Raw genomic sequence first — 14,793 nt, 5'->3', positions numbered from 1 at the left:
CGCTCGACGAATGCCTGTTCAGGCCCGTTGCGACGCGGGCGACGCCTTCTCCCGCTTCACGCGCTGCCCGTGGATCACCGACAACGCGTGCTTGCGGGCGAGGGGCCCGAGGGCGTCGTCCAGTTCCCCGAACAGCGTGCCTGCCGCCTCCCCGTTCCATGCCGGGGGCAGCACCGACAGCGGCAGCCCCGGGTCGCGGTAGGGCAGCCGCCGCCATTCGGTGAGCATCGGGACATACAGTGCGAACGCCTCCTGCGGGGTCATGCCGCCGGAGGTCACCTGGTACAGCACAGGCCGATACCGCTGCAGGAAGTCCGCGTACAACTGAGTGAGTTCGGTCAGATCCCACCACTCACGCACCTTCGACCGCATGTCGCCGAATCCGAGATGAGTGCCCGCGAACATGTCCACGTACCCCGACAGGCCGCGCCGCTCGAGCGTCTGGCGCGTCTCACGGGCGAGCGTCCCGGGTCCGATCCAGACCCCCGGCGCGGCGGTGCCGAAGCCGAGCCGGGTCAGGCTCGAACGCAGCGCGTGGCGCTGCTCGCGTTCGGACTCCGGCACCGAGAAGACCACCAGGATCCAGCCGTCTTCTTCGGATGCCCTGGCGCGCTGGAAGATTCGCACATCGCCTTCGGCGAGAACCTCGAGCGTCGACTCGGACAGCGAATATCCGGCCGCACCGGCGTTTCGCTCGCTGACCAGCACGCCGCGCCGCTTGAGCCGGGAAATCGAGGAGCGCACCGCCTGGGCGTCGAGACCCACGTCCCCCATCAGCGCGATCACCGACGCGGTGGACAGCCAGTTGCCTTCGGCGCGGGCGCACAGACCGAAGATGGTGATGATCACCTGGGCGAGGCGGGCGTCACGGCCGCGACCGTTCCCCAGTGCCGCTTCCGGCTCTGTCGTCATATCTGCACCATACGGTCCCAGGTTCACTGCGCGCGAATCATTCCTTCCTGCAGAACCGTGGCGACGTGCCGGCCTTCCCGGTCGTAGAACCGGCCGTAGCCCAGCCCGCGGCCATCATCGGCGGCGACCGCCTCCTGGACGTACAGCAGCCAGTCCTCCACCGGAGCGGGACGGTGGAACCACATGGCGTGGTCGAGACTGGCCGTGGTCAGGCCCGGACGCGCCCACGGCAGGTCCAGCACCCGCAGCACGGGTTCGAGAATGGTGTAGTCGCAGACGTAGGCGAGCGCCGCGACATCACGCTGCGCGTCGGTGAGCCCGGTCACCGGCCGCAGCGGATCGAACGGTTTCACCCACACCGCCTGATGGGGCACGCGCCCTCCGTCGACGGTCAGGTAGACCGGGCCGGGTACATGGCGCATGTCGAAGCTGCGCCCCACCGACCAGTAATCCTTGGACTCGGCGGTCATGGTTCCGCCACTGCGCGCGGCCAGATAATCGGCTGAGCTGGGCAGGTTTTCGGGAGCGCGGACGTCCGCGGTGAGCTCGGCGGCGAAGGCGCCGCCCGGCTCGCCCGCGGCGAAGTTCGCCAGGCACACGTACACGGGCTTGCCGTTCTGGTAGCCGCGGACCTGGCGGGTGCTGTAGCCGCGGCCGTCGCGCAGCAGTTCCACCTCGTAGCGCACCACCGCACCGATGTCGGCGGGCCGCAGGAAGTAGCTGTGCATCGAGTGCAGCGTCTTGCCGTCGCCAACCGACCGCATCGCCGCCGCGGCGGCCTGGGCGACCAAATCGCCGCCGTACGCCTTCGGCCAGGGGCAGGGCTGCGTGGTGGCGTCGAACGCCACGTCGAAGTGCTCCGGCTCGGCCGGGTTCAGGGTGACGGCCGCAGTGAAGATCGCGGATGTGGGCAGGGTGCGGGTGGGCATCGATTCTTCCCATCGAGCGGGCCGGTGGCCACCGGCAGAGGATTCCAAAAATTATCGCGCCTACGTTTTGTTCGTCACAGTTACTCTATATTCTTGTTCGCGCTGGCGCTCCATCTGGTCATCAGTCCGTTGGACGGCAGGCTCTTGTCGAGCAACTTGCGGGCCTGCGCGACGCCCGAGACCGGCAACTCAGCCGGATCCAGCAGTCCGATCTGCACCAGGACGCTCGCCTGGTCCCAATAGATGTGCTCGTTGTAGAGCTTGTCGTCGCGGAAGGTGACGATGGCGACCAGCGGCACCTCCACGTAGCGGCCGGTGGGCGCGATGCCCGGCAGCATCCAGTCGATCTCCCGGTCGTGGGTGAAGCAGAACAGCTGCTCCTCCACGATGCGGTCGGCCCCGATGGTGCGCGAGATCGGAATCGACTTGGTGTCAGCGGGATTCGCGTGCACGAAGTGATGGGCGTAGAACCGCGACAGATCCTGCTGCCCGACACCGCCGGTAAGGGTGGGAATGTGGTTGACGTACGGCTCGGCGACCATGGTGGCCATGGTCGCGGGAACGTCTCGGGCCTCGAACTCGTAGTAGATGTGGCTGTCCCACAGCGCCGACAGGTCGTAGCGTGGACCGATCGACTGCCGGATCACCTCCAGCGTGCGGGAGTAGGCCATCGCGGTGCTCAGCGGTTCGTAGGTGTCGCGCCCGAAGGTCGCGAACGCGTGGTCCACGCCGGCGTAGTCATAGACGCGGACGCGATCGTTGTCCGCGAAGGCCGCGCGAATCGCGGCGCGGGCCGGTTCCGGGCAGTAGGGGTCGAGTTCGGCGAGATGGAAGGTCATCGGGACCGTCAGTTTGTCCGCCGCGTCGAGGTGTTCGTGCACGCCGACGCCGTAATAGCTGACCGCGCAGTCGATGGGCAGTCGCAGCGCCGCCAGATAGGCGAGCAGTCCACCGAGGCAGTAGCCGAGCACGCCGACGCCGCCGGCGTGCTCGTCCCGCGACCGCAGCGCCGCCACGGTGTCGCCGATGTCCTCGACCGCGCGGTCGAGGTCGAGTTCATCGCGCAATCGCAGCCCGCGTGCGAAACCCGCCTCGTCGTATCCGAGTTCGACGCGGCGTTCCGACCGCCAGAACAGGTCGGGCACCAGCACGACATAGCCCTCGGCGGCGTATTGGTCGGCCATCTCGCGCATGTAGTCGTTGATGCCGAAGATCTCTTGCAGCAGCACCAGTCCGGGACCCGAGCCCCGTTCCGGCACGGCCAGGTAAGCGGCGAAGCGCTCGCCGGACTTCTTGATGACGTCGATGTACTCGCCCATGCGGTTGGTTCCTTCGTAGCGGCGCCCGGTCGGCGGGCGCCTGGTCACACGAAATCGGGATGATCGGCGGCCACGCGGTAGCCGCCGGAATGAAAGACCAGCGGCTGGCCCGCGCTGGTGTCGAAATGCTCCACCTCACCGATGAAGATGACGTGGTCGCCCGCCTCCACGCGCTGCACGGTCCGGCACTGGAAACGTGCGATGCTGTGGTCCAGCAACGGGACTCCCGCGATGCCGTCGTGGTGGGCCACTCCCGCGAACTTGTCGGGCGCGGGGGTGGCGAACTGCCGCGACAGCTCGTGCTGATCCGCGGCGAGCACATTGACCGCGAAATGCGTGGCCGCGACCAGATCCGGCAGGCTCGGCGCCTTCTTGGCCGGGCACCAGGCGACCAGCGGCGGATCCAGCGAGACCGAGGTGAACGAGTTGGCGGTCACCCCGAGCTTGCGGCCGTCGGGAGCACGCGAGGTCACCACCGTCACACCGGTCGCGTACTGGCCGAAGGCGTTGCGCAGCGCGCGCGGATCGACCCCGCGGGTGTCGGCGAGCACCGCCTCGAGCATGCGCTCGGCGTCGGTGCGGTCGAACCACCAGTCGTGCAGGGTGCTGGGGTCGTCGAAGCCGGTAGCGAACAACCCTGCCACGGCCGGCTCGTCCGCCCCGGCCCGAACCAGGTCCAGGACGTGTTCGGGGGTCTCGGTGAGCATGCGGTTGGTCCACGCCACCGACCACCGGCCCCAACTGCGCCAGAACGATTCGAACACCTCGTGCATCCAGTCGGTGTCGAAGGCCCGCGTGCCGCGCTGCAGGATCGCGTCGAGGTAGATGCCCGCGGCGTGCACGGCGTTGTTCGCGCCCTGCGCGGTCAGCGGGTCGTTGAGCACGACCGCGTCGGCCAGTCCCAGCACCGGATGTCCCGCGGCGGTGAACGCCACCGGCCGCCGCACCGTAGGCGTCAGGCGGCCACGCAGCACGCCGCCGTCGTCGGTGAGCTCGATCTCGCTCGCCCGGGCCGCGACCTTCGGGAACGCGTCGCCGAGCACCTCGAGGCAGCGGGTCAGATGATCCTGGGGGGTCTGGACGTCGTCGAAGCGGTCCATGGGACCGCCGGGGACAGCCTCGAGGACCAGGATCGAGCACGGGCCCGAGGTGGTCAGCGCGGGCAGCGTGATCACCTCCCCCACGCCCGGCATCACCGACACGGTGAGATCGGCGCCGCTGTCGTCGGGCAACAGGCCACGGACGTAGGCCACGGCCAGCGCGCGGCGTGGCCGATCGTGCGGCGAGCGCGCGCGGTCGCGCACGAACATCCGGCCCAGGTCGCCCGCACCGGTCGCCACGATGGTCAGATCGTGCTGGGCGGCAAGGGAATCCAGACGTTCCGGGGTCACGTCCTCGACCTGGAAATCACCGCCTTCGGTGCGGAATGCCTCGATCAGGGCGGCGCACGCCACCCGCTGGTCGATCGAACGTGCCGGGCTCTGGAGCGCCGACACGACCGTGCCGACTCCGTCGACGCTCAGCGCCAGCCGGTCGATGGCGGGCGCGTCACTGTCGTCGGCGTCGACGATCCGGTTCATGACGCGCAGCGCGGAGCCGAACAGGCATTGGCTCGACAGCACCGGTCCGGTGCGAACCTGCTCGGAGGTGCGGTCCCCGATCAGTGTCACCGTGACGCCGTGACGCCGAAGTCCCAGCGCCAGCAACGCTCCGGCCTGGCCCGCGCCGATGATGGCAACGCGGCGGGGTGGGCGGGTGTTCATGCCACCGAGGTGAGGTCGCCGAGATACGCACGCGCACCCTCGGGGTCCATGAACCAGTGGAAGAAGTCGCGAGGATCGTCGAATCCGTTGGCGAAGCGGCGGGCGATCCGGGTCTGCTCACCGGCCGCGCCGAGCAGCGCCATCGCGTGTTCGGGCGGGGGCATCAGCATGCCATTGGTCCAGTTCACCACGTATTGGGCGTAGTCCCAATACCTTTCGAAGGTGTCGTGCATGAACTGTCGATCGAAGGGCCGGTCGCCGTGCTCGAGGATGCTCGACAGGTAGGAGGACGCGCATTTGGCGGCGTTGTTGGACCCCTGTCCGGTGATGGGGTCGTTCAGCACGACCACGTCGGCCATGCCGAGCACGGGCGCACCCGAGGGCAGCACGCCGATGGGACGGCGCACGGTGGGCGGGAACCGGCCCGCAAGCACGCCCAGATCGTCGGTGAGGGAAAGATCGCGGCACCGTTCGGCTTCCCACGGCAGGTAGGTGTCGACGATCTTCTTCGCGATCTCGAGGTGCTGCCCGGGATCGGTGACACCGCCGAAGCAATCCATCGGGCCGCCGGGCACGCCCTCCATGACCATGATCTCGCAGGGGCCGGAGGTGGTCAGGGCGGGGAACACGAAGTATTCGCCGATGCCCGGAATCAGATTGAACGACACCGCCGAATACGGTTCGCGCGGCGTCATACCGGTCACGTAGGTCAGTGCAAGGGCGCGCTGCGGACGGTCGAATGCCGAACGGTCCGAGTCGCGTTCGAACATCTTCGCGATGTCACCCTTGCCCGCGGCGACCAGGACCAGATCGGACTCGCGCGCGTAGTCCTCGAGGTCGTCGAGGCCGGCGTCGTGGATGTCGAGACGTCCGCCCCGGTCGGTGAATTCGCGCATCCAGCGCGGCATCTTCACTCGCTGGTCGACCGACTGCGCGGGCAGGTCCAGGCGGGCGGCCCAGGAGATGGCCTGGCCGCCGCTGCCGTCGGGCACGGTGAAGCCGATGCCCTCGACATCCGGGCATTCCGCGGTCCAGAAGTCCAGTCCGAGTGCGCGTTCGCGAGCGAGCGCGCCGCCGAACATGCACTGGCTGGAGCTCACGCGGCCCGCGAGGATCTCGTCCGCAGTGCGGTTGGAGACGATCCGGACGTCGTAGCCCGCATCCAGCAGTCCGATGCCGAGCTGCAGACCGGATTGCCCGGCCCCGATGATGGTGATGGTACGCATTGTGTTCCTTCGGTTTTCGATATCGGGTCAGGACGCCGGGAGGGGCGCGAGGCGCGGGATGGCGCTTTCGGTGCGCTCGGGACCCAGCGCGGAGTAGCCGCCATCCACCGCCCACTCCGCGCCGGTGACGAACGAGGCGGCGTCCGAGACCAGGAAGGCGATGACACGGCCCACCTCGGCCGGATCGCCGACGCGGGAGAGCAGGTGGAAGGGCGCGGCGACGGAATCGGTGTGCGCGCGGTCGCCGCCGGAGAGTTCGTCCATGATCTTGGACCAGGTCCAGCCCGGGCTCACCGCGTTGACCCGGATCCCGTCGGCCGCGTAGTCCATGGCCATGCTGCGGGTGAGCTGTGCGATGGCGGCCTTGCTGGCCGGATAGGTCCACCGCCCCGTCTGCGCGACCTTGGCCGAGATCGAACTCAGGTTGACGATCGCGCCGCGCGTGCGGGCCAGTTCGGGGCGGGCGGCGCCGGAGAACAGCGCGGCGCCGACGAGGTTGACATCGAGCGTGCGCAGCCAGGTCGCGCGGTCGGTGTCGGCCCCGTCGTCGCCGTACGAGCACGCCAGATTGACCAGGATGTCGAGTGCGCCGAAGCGGTCGACCGTGCCCGCGACGCACTGTTCGATGGACTCGTCGCTGGTGATGTCGGTGCGGACGAACACGGCCCGGTCGAAGCGATCGGCGACCGCCGTACCGCCGCCCTCGTCGATGTCCGCGACGACGACCTGCGCCCCGGCCGCGATCAGCTCACCGACCACGCTCGCCCCGAACAGGGTCGCGCCACCTGTGACGATGGCGGTCTTCCCCGCCAGCGAGATGGGGGGATTTGGCATCTTGCCCTCCGGTTACACTCGGTGCTGTGACCCGAGTCACGGTAGGGAGCGGCCGGTCGCGCAGCTATCCCGCAAACGCGGAACCTGTCCGCCCACCGCGTATTCGACCGATTTCCGAGACGCGCGGCGGCAGCATGGAACAAACTCATAACGCGCATTCATGACGATAGTTGTGAATGCGATATGAGAATGCGAAGTACCTGGAGGCCGGATGACCGTTGACGAGCGCCCGCTCGCCGCACACTGCCTGGCCGCGTCCGGCGACCCCGATCTCGTGCGCGCCGCCGTCGGCGAGGCGTTCTGCGATCACCGGCTGTCGCCGCTGAGCGGCGGCACCGGCCTCGACGCCCACTTCCACGGCCTGCGGTGGAGCGGTTCGGGCGTGTACTACCTGGAGTACGGCGCCGACGTCCGCATCGACCCGCGCGACATCAACGACTTCTATCTCATCCAGGTGCCGCTCGTCGGCCGCGCCACGATCACCGTCGGCGCCGAGAGTTTCACCTCCACCCCCGAGGTCGCCTCGGTACTGGAACCCGGGCCCCGGGTCTCCATGTCGTGGGAGGGCGCGAACCGGCAGCTGCTACTGCGCCTGGATCGCGGCGCCGTACAGGACACGCTGCGCAAGAAGCTCGGCCGAGAGCCGGTCGCGCCCTTGGCATTCCAACCGCGCATGGATCTCACGACGCCCGCCGGGCGCACCTGGCGCGGGATCCTCGAGCTCCTGACCGAGGCCGTCGGCGGGTCCGCGGCGCCGGACTCGATTCCGGTCCGCGAATTCGAGAGTCTGCTGGTCAGCCAGTTGCTGCTCGGCCAGCCGAACAACTATCGCGATGAGCTCGACGGCCGCCCAGGGCCCGTGGTGGCCCGGCCCATCGCCCGGGCCGCGGAGCTGATCGACGCGCACGCCCACGAACCGTTGACCATCGACGACATCGCCGACGCGGTCGGCGTGGGCACCCGGACGCTGCAAGACGGCTTCCGCCGCTACTACGACACCACCCCGATGGCATACCTGCGCGATGTCCGGCTGCGCCGGGTGCGAACCGATCTGTTGCAGGCCGATCCGGCCACCGCGACGGTCACCGATATCGCGATCCGATGGGGATTCCTGCACGCGGGCCGGTTCTCGGTGCTGTATCGCGGCCGCTACGGCGAATCACCCTCACAGACGCTTCGCCTGGAGCACGATCGCGCGGCCCGCGCCTAGGCACACACGTTCTCGCCGAACGCTCCCTTCGGACGGAACGAGAACGTCACGACGACAATGATCCCCCCGCCCGATGTCCGGACGGGGGGATCGTGCGGTCCACTCAGTGGTGCGAGGCGGGCTGCCAGCGCCGCCCGACATCGGCGGAGTCTTCGGCCGCGCGGATCAACTGCAGACGCGGCGGCGGTCCGTCGGTGCGGCCACTGGGCGGCTTCCGGCTGCCCGCCCGGAAGGGCGCGGGCCATTCGGCCCCCGCACCGCTGTAGCCCTGATCCACCGCGGCGTGCAGGGTCCACTGCGGATCCCACAGGTGCGCACGTCCGATGGCGACCAGGTCGGCGCGCCCGGCCAACAGCACCGAGTTCACGTCGTCGTAGGACGAGATCGCCCCGACCGCCACCACGGCGACCCCGTAGGGCACCCCGATTTCCTGCCGGATCCGGTCGGCGAACGGTGTCTGGTAGCTGCGCCCGAACGCGGGCTTCTCATGCTTGACCACCTGGCCCGACGATACGTGCAGCACGTCCACGCCATGTTCGGCGAAGGCGCGCGCGATCTCGACCGCGTCGTCGACGGTGGTGCCGCCCTCGGCCCAGTCGGTGGCCGAAATACGCACCGACAGCGGCAGATCCGCGGGCCACTCCTTCCGGACCGCGTCGAGGACGCGCAGCGGGAACCGCAGCCGGTTGGCGAGGGACCCGCCGAATTCGTCCGTGCGGCGATTCGCCAGCGGCGACAGGAACGACGACAGCAGATACCCATGGGCGCAGTGCAACTCGAGCAGGTCGAACCCGGCGCGGGCGGCCGCGCGCGCGGATTCGGCGAACTGCGCGGTGATCTCGTCCATCTCCGCGAGCGTGATCTCACGCGGCGCGCGACTGTCGGGACCGTAGGGCAGCGCCGAAGGGCCGACGGTGTCCCAGCCGCCGGTCGCCAGCGGATCGTCGATGCCCTCCCACATTACTTTCGTGGAGCCCTTGCGCCCCGAATGGCCTAGTTGCACACCGATCTTCGCGTTGGTCCGGGTGTGCACGAAGTCCGTGACGCGCGCCCACGCCTGCTCCTGTTCCCGCGTGTACAGGCCCGCGCACCCGGGCGTGATGCGCCCTTGCGGGGAGACGCAGACCATCTCGGTCATCACCAGACCGGCGCCACCGAGCGCCTTGCCGCCCAGGTGTACCAGGTGGAAATCGTTCGGGACCCCATCGACGGCGGAATACATGTCCATCGGCGAGACCAGAATTCGATTGGGCAGCTCGACGCCGCGCAGCCGCAGCGGATAGAACATCGGCGGGCGGGTCTCGCCGGCCTCGTCGTGCTTCGAATCGTCCTGGCTCGACAGGTACCATCCGTCGATCTGGTCGACGAATCCGTTGTCGCGCAGGCGCAGATTGTCGTAGGTGATGCGGCGGCTGCGGGTGAGCAGGTTGAACGCGAACTGGTCGGGTGCCTGCTCGGCGTACCGCCCGATGGATTCGAACCATTCCAGGCTGGCCTGCGCCGCACGCTGGATGGACTCCACGACGGGTTTGCGCTCGATCTCGTAGGCGGCGAGTCCGGTGGCGACGGAGTCGTTCTCGTGCAGGCAGGCGGCGAGTGCGAGCGCGTCCTCCATGGCGAGTTTGGTGCCTGAGCCGATGGAGAAGTGCGCGGTGTGGGCGGCGTCGCCCATCAGCACGATATTGCCGTGCCGCCAGGTCCGGTTGCGGACAGTGGTGAAGTCGATCCACCGGGAATTGTTGGCCTGCAGGCCGTGGCCGTCGAGCTCGTCCGCGAAGATCTCCGACAACAGCGCGATGGACTTCTCGTCGTTCTCGCCGGGCTGGAATTCACGGTCGGCGAAGGCATCGAAACCGGCATCGCGCCAGACCGACTCGTGCATCTCGACGATGAAAGTGCTCTGCTCGGCGCTGAACGGATAGCCGTGCACCTGCATCACGCCGTGCGGTGTGTGCGCGATGAAGAACTCGAACGCCTCGAAGACCCGGTCGGTGCCCAGCCACATGTACTTGTTGTGGCGGCGGTCCAGGTCGGGTCCGAAGACGTCCGCGAAACGCGTGCGCACCGCCGAGTTCAAGCCGTCGGCCGCCAGCACCAGATCGTGGGTCGCCGCGAGTTCCTCGACATCGGGTGCGACCGAACGGAAGTGGACGGCGACGCCGAGGTCGGCGCACCGCCGCTGCAGGATGCCAAGAAGTTCCTTGCGGCTCATGGCCGCGAAGCCCTGCCCGCCGGAGGTGCGGATCTCGCCGCGATAGTTGATGTCGATATCGCTCCAACGGGCGAAGCCTTCGCTCATCGCGCGGTAGATGTGCTCGTCGGCGTGTTCGATGCCGCCGAGCGTCTCGTCGGAGAAGACCACGCCGAAGCCGAAGGTGTCGTCGGGAGCATTGCGCTCCCAGATGGTGATGTCGTGGGTCGGGTCGAGTTGTTTCATCAGGGCGGAGAAGTACAGCCCTGCGGGCCCACCGCCGATCACTGCGATACGCATGGAAGCCTCACATTCACTGGGTCGAAGTCGGTTCGGAATCGATTGGCAGGCCGTCGCGCAAGGCGTCGGCGATGGAAGCGGGCCACGGCCGGGAGCCACCGGCGGCGTCGGGTGCGTGCACGGCGGTGAGCGAGCCTCGGGCGGCGATGGCGGGCGGTTCGGCCGCGTGCGTGCGGGTCTCGGCCGGAATTCGGCGAATCACGAAGTCGTAGCGCACCGAGGAACGGCCCACCGCGCCGACCGTCAAGTCGACGGCCGCGGTATCGCCGAACCACAGTCGTTCCAGGTAGTCCACTTCGTAGCGAACCCGCGGAATACCGCCGAACAACCCACGCAGCCCCAAGGATTCGAGCAGCGCCGCCTCGGCCGCCTCGACCCACCGCACCACCGTGCCGTGGTGGTAGTGGCCCGCCGCGTCGGTGTCCTGCCAGTCGACGACGCGGTTCACGACGATGCCGGTCATCGCGCGGCCCACCGTTCCCGCAGGCGATAGCGCAGCAGCTTGCCGCTGGGATTGCGGGGCAGCTCGTCGGCGAATTCGACACTGCGGGGGTATTTGTAGGGTGCCGCGGTGTTTTTCGCGAAGTGCTGCAGTTCGCGAATCTTCGCGTCGTCTCCGGGGACTCCGGGGCGCAGCACCACCACCGCGTGCACGATCATGCCGCGGTCCTCGTCCGGTACCCCGATCACCGCACTCTCCACGACGTCGGGGTGCTGATCGAGGACCGCCTCGACCTCGGGGGCTCCGATGTTGTAACCGGCGGAGACGATCATGTCGTCGTTGCGCGCGTGGTACCAGAAGTAGCCGTCGGCATCGCGGGTGTAGGTGTCGCCGGTCAGGTTCCAGCCATTGCGGACGAAGTCCCGCTGGCGGTTGTCGGCCAGATAGCGGCAGCCGGTCGGGCCGCGCACGGCGAGCCGGCCGGGGGTGCCGTCGGGCACCGGATGACCATCATCGTCCTGGATCTCGGCGTGAAATCCGGGGACGACGCGCCCGGTGGAACCGGGCCGGATCTCGTCGGCGGCGGCGATGAACACGTGCAGCATCTCGGTGCCGCCGATGCCGTTGATGATCGCGAGCCCGGTCCGGTCCCGGAACCGCTCGAAGACGTCCAGGGGCAGATGCTCACCCGCCGACACACAGCGCCGTAGCGATCCCAGACGGTCGTTGTCGTCGCGTTTGAGCAGCGCCTTGTAGGCGGTCGGTGCGGTGAAGAGCACCGTGACCGAGTACTTCTCGATCGCCGCCACCAGCGCGTCGGGATCGGGCTTTTCCAACAGAGCCACCGACGCGCCCACCGCGATCGGGAAGACCACCAGCCCACCGAGGCCGAAGGTGAAAGCCACCGGCGGCGTTCCGGAGAAGACGTCGTCACGGTGCGGGCGCACGACCCGCGCGGAGAAGGTGTCGGCGATGGCCAGCACGTCGCGGTGGAAGTGCATGGTCGCCTTGGGGATTCCCGTCGTGCCCGAGGTTGGGGCGAGCAGCACGACGTCGTCAGCGGCGGTCCGTACGTCGGCGTGGTCCACGGGTTTCGTTGCGGCCCTGCGGATCAGGTCGTCCGCGCCCGGACCACCGAACGTGCAGATCGGCAGTCCGGGGTCCGCCGCGGCCAGTTCGCCCAGCAGCCGGTGGTCGCACAGCGCCAGCGCGGGACGGGTCAGCTCGATCAGTTTGGCCAGTTCGGGTGCGCGCAGCAGCGGCATGGTGGTCACCACCACGCCACCGGCCTTTACCACACCGAACCAGCAGGCGACCAGCCATGCGGTATTGGGTGCGCGCAGCAGGACGCGGTTGCCTGGGACCAGGCCGTAGTCGTCGGCCAGCAGGTGCGCGATCTGATTCGCGCGGTCGAGAAGATCTCCGTAGGTCCAGGTTTCGGTGTCGGCGTGCAGGCACGCCCGCTCTCGGCCGTGGGTGGCGACCGCCGCGTCGAGTAGGGCGGTCGCGCAATTGAGCCGGTCCGAGTCCCGTGGGCCGCTCGGATCGAGGATCAGGTCGGGCCACTCGGCGGCGGGCGGGAGGTGGTCCCGGCAGAAGGTGTCGTCGTGTGCGGAGGGTGTGAGCATCGGACTCGGCCCCTTTCGAACTGCTGAGCCGAGCTCAGGACCGGTCGGAACCCAGGGCGGCCACCGCTTGGATCTCCACCAGCGCCTCGGGCTGCCAGAGCGCGGTAACGCCGATGCCGGCCATGGCCGGGTACGCCTCTCCCACCAGCTCCCGCCAGATGCGGCCGATTTCCCTGCCGACGGCCTGATAGCCGGGGATGTCGAGCAGGTAGATGGTCACCGAGAGCAGATCCTGCGGCGTGCCTCCGGCGGCCTCGAGCGCGATGAGCACGTTGGTCAGCGCCTGCCGGAACTGGGCGAGGATGCCGCCCTCGACGATCGTGCCGTCCAGCGTCAGGGCAGTCTGCCCGGCCAGGTGAACGATGTCGCCGCAGCGGGTGGCGTGGGAGAAACCGGACGGTTTCACCAGTTCGGGCGGATTGATGTGGTCGACGAACATTTCGCCTCTTTCTCGCGGAGACCCACCGGGCGGCGAGCCGATTCGATTGGGGGTGGCTCGCACCACAATATGGTGTTACGGTTACCACCGTCAATAGAACGCTACATAGCCCAACGCCGGCGAGCGTTCGCACCAGCCGCGGACAATCCCGGCCGAATCCCTGGAGTCTCCAGCGATGCGTTTGCGCACAGTTCTCAGCGACGACGGCGGCAGCCGCGCCGATATCCGCCTGGACGGGCAGTGGTACGCGACCTCTGCCGCCGACGTCGGCGCCCTGCTCCGCGAGCCGGTTCCCCCGAGCCGACTGCCCCTGTCCACCCGGCCCGCAGCGCCGGGCCGCGCGGCTCCCGTCGTCCTCGCGCCGTCGAAGATCGTCTGCTGCGGCCACAACTACCGCGCCCACATCGCCGAGCTCGGCCACCGGGAACCCGAATTCCCCACGCTCTTCGCGAAATTCGCCGACACCCTCACTGCCTGGGACGCCGATATCGCGCTGCCCGGCACGGCCGAGGAGATGCTCGTCGACTGGGAGGCCGAGCTGGCGATCGTCGTCGGAGCCACGCTGCGTCACGCCGACCCCGAGACCGCGCTCGCGGCCGTCGCGGGATACACCGTCGCGAACGACTTCTCGGTCCGCTCCTGGCAACGGCGGACGCCACAGTGGTTGCAAGGCAAGGCCTTCGACGCCACCACGCCCCTGGGTCCGGAGCTGGTGACGCCCGACGAAGCCGATCCCCGTGACGGCCTGCGCATCACCTGCCGGGTCAACGGCGTCGAGGAGCAGACCGGACGCACCGACGATCTGGTCTTCGACCCGGCGACGCTGCTGTCCTACATCTCGGCCTTCACCGTGCTGCACCCAGGCGACGTGGTGCTGACCGGCACCCCCGGCGGCGTCGGCATCGCGGCGGATCCGCCGCGCTATCTGCGGCCCGGCGATGTCGTCGAGACCGAGATCGAGGGAATCGGCCTGCTCCGCAACCGAATCACCTTTTCCCCCACCGAAATCGTGCCCGCGACGCGGGACGGAAAGGAATCACGATGACCAGCGAAATCACCACCGGGACCGCCCCGATCCTCACCCGGGCCGGCGAAGAGTTCACCGGAACGGCGCAATCCGGTGGCGCGGTCCGGGTCTCGGGTGTCAGTCCGCAACACACCCCGGCTACCAAGATCTGGTACGGCAAGGTGACCAACGAGCCCGGCTACCGCTCGCTGCCGCACCACCACGGCGAGGCCGAGACGGGCGGCTACGTGCTCAGCGGCACTGCCCGCATCTACTACGGCGAGAACTACCAGGAATACGTCGAGATGTACGCGGGCGACTTCGTGTTCGTGCCGCCGTTCATGCCGCACGTCGAGGTCAATATGAGCACCACCGAGCAGCTGGTCTGGCTGACCTGCCGCACCCCGGACAATATCGTCGTCAACCTGCCCGACGTCGACGATTCCATCCTGGCGGGCTACCGCCGGGCGTGACTCGCGGGCCCGGGCCGCGGTACCGGCCCGGGCCGCACAGCGCCACAGCCGATTCCGATCGGAGCACGGAATCCGGATAGCGTCCGCGCGGACCGTATAGCCCCGCGGGCGCACCGCTCCT

The 14,793-nt window shown here is 68.7% G+C and carries 13 protein-coding genes; 3 read left to right on the top strand and 10 right to left on the bottom strand.

Annotated features, from left to right (window positions below; all coding sequences use genetic code 11):
* Positions 1 to 18: 18 nt before the first annotated feature.
* From ACFV4K_RS07745 to ACFV4K_RS07720, 6 genes are all read right to left on the bottom strand, one after another.
* Positions 19 to 912 carry a PaaX family transcriptional regulator C-terminal domain-containing protein gene (locus tag ACFV4K_RS07745; protein ID WP_379272945.1) on the bottom strand — a complete coding sequence of 298 codons (894 nt, stop codon included), beginning with the start codon at positions 910 to 912 and terminating at the stop codon, positions 19 to 21.
* Positions 913 to 935: 23 nt separating this feature from the next.
* Positions 936 to 1,841: an acyl-CoA thioesterase gene (locus tag ACFV4K_RS07740; protein WP_379272944.1), complete on the bottom strand. Its 906-nt coding sequence runs from the start codon at positions 1,839 to 1,841 to the stop codon at positions 936 to 938.
* Positions 1,842 to 1,921: 80 nt separating this feature from the next.
* Entirely contained in the window at positions 1,922 to 3,160 is a 1,239-nt protein-coding gene (locus ACFV4K_RS07735; RefSeq protein ID WP_379272942.1) for a dienelactone hydrolase family protein, read from the bottom strand.
* Between the two features lie 44 nt (positions 3,161 to 3,204).
* Positions 3,205 to 4,923 carry a flavin reductase gene (locus ACFV4K_RS07730; protein WP_379272941.1) on the bottom strand — a complete coding sequence of 573 codons (1,719 nt, stop codon included), beginning with the start codon at positions 4,921 to 4,923 and terminating at the stop codon, positions 3,205 to 3,207.
* Complete coding sequence (locus tag ACFV4K_RS07725) at positions 4,920 to 6,149, bottom strand: styrene monooxygenase/indole monooxygenase family protein (RefSeq protein WP_379272940.1); 1,230 nt, start codon at positions 6,147 to 6,149, stop codon at positions 4,920 to 4,922. The genes ACFV4K_RS07730 and ACFV4K_RS07725 overlap by 4 nt, the downstream gene beginning before the upstream one ends.
* A gap of 27 nt (positions 6,150 to 6,176) precedes the next feature.
* The gene (locus tag ACFV4K_RS07720; RefSeq protein WP_379272939.1) at positions 6,177 to 6,983 is read right to left on the bottom strand and encodes an SDR family oxidoreductase; all 807 of its coding nucleotides are present in this window, start codon (positions 6,981 to 6,983) and stop codon (positions 6,177 to 6,179) included.
* 211 nt (positions 6,984 to 7,194) lie between these two features.
* Here ACFV4K_RS07720 and ACFV4K_RS07715 point away from each other — a divergent pair, with 211 nt between their 5' ends.
* Positions 7,195 to 8,193 (top strand): AraC family transcriptional regulator, encoded by a 999-nt coding sequence (locus tag ACFV4K_RS07715; RefSeq protein WP_379272937.1) that lies wholly within the window; start codon positions 7,195 to 7,197, stop codon positions 8,191 to 8,193.
* A 103-nt stretch (positions 8,194 to 8,296) separates the two neighbouring features.
* On the opposite strand, the gene ACFV4K_RS07710 is transcribed toward ACFV4K_RS07715, so the two are convergent.
* Genes ACFV4K_RS07710 through ACFV4K_RS07695 form a run of 4 tightly spaced genes read right to left on the bottom strand, consistent with a single transcriptional unit; the run spans position 8,297 to position 13,193 of the window.
* Positions 8,297 to 10,684, bottom strand: coding sequence for a bifunctional salicylyl-CoA 5-hydroxylase/oxidoreductase (locus ACFV4K_RS07710; protein ID WP_379272936.1), 2,388 nt, complete (start codon positions 10,682 to 10,684; stop codon positions 8,297 to 8,299).
* Positions 10,685 to 10,697: 13 nt separating this feature from the next.
* Positions 10,698 to 11,147: an acyl-CoA thioesterase gene (locus ACFV4K_RS07705; RefSeq protein WP_379272934.1), complete on the bottom strand. Its 450-nt coding sequence runs from the start codon at positions 11,145 to 11,147 to the stop codon at positions 10,698 to 10,700.
* Positions 11,144 to 12,754: an AMP-binding protein gene (locus tag ACFV4K_RS07700; RefSeq protein ID WP_379272932.1), complete on the bottom strand. Its 1,611-nt coding sequence runs from the start codon at positions 12,752 to 12,754 to the stop codon at positions 11,144 to 11,146. The genes ACFV4K_RS07705 and ACFV4K_RS07700 overlap by 4 nt, the downstream gene beginning before the upstream one ends.
* Before the next feature lie 34 nt (positions 12,755 to 12,788).
* The gene (locus ACFV4K_RS07695) at positions 12,789 to 13,193 is read right to left on the bottom strand and encodes a RidA family protein (RefSeq protein WP_379272930.1); all 405 of its coding nucleotides are present in this window, start codon (positions 13,191 to 13,193) and stop codon (positions 12,789 to 12,791) included.
* A gap of 175 nt (positions 13,194 to 13,368) precedes the next feature.
* Between ACFV4K_RS07695 and ACFV4K_RS07690 the strand changes: the two genes are divergently transcribed.
* Both ACFV4K_RS07690 and ACFV4K_RS07685 read left to right on the top strand, forming a co-directional pair.
* Entirely contained in the window at positions 13,369 to 14,238 is an 870-nt protein-coding gene (locus tag ACFV4K_RS07690) for a fumarylacetoacetate hydrolase family protein (RefSeq protein ID WP_379272929.1), read from the top strand.
* Positions 14,235 to 14,672: a cupin domain-containing protein gene (locus ACFV4K_RS07685; protein WP_357277005.1), complete on the top strand. Its 438-nt coding sequence runs from the start codon at positions 14,235 to 14,237 to the stop codon at positions 14,670 to 14,672. Before ACFV4K_RS07690 ends, ACFV4K_RS07685 begins: the two co-directional genes overlap by 4 nt.
* The last annotated feature ends 121 nt before the right edge of the window (positions 14,673 to 14,793 follow it).

Origin of the sequence: Nocardia sp. NPDC059764 (assembly GCF_042732555.1) — a bacterium.
GTDB lineage: Bacteria > Actinomycetota > Actinomycetes > Mycobacteriales > Mycobacteriaceae > Nocardia.
The sequence above is the reverse complement of the archived record's forward strand: the minus strand, read 5'-3'. Positions and strand labels throughout refer to the sequence as shown.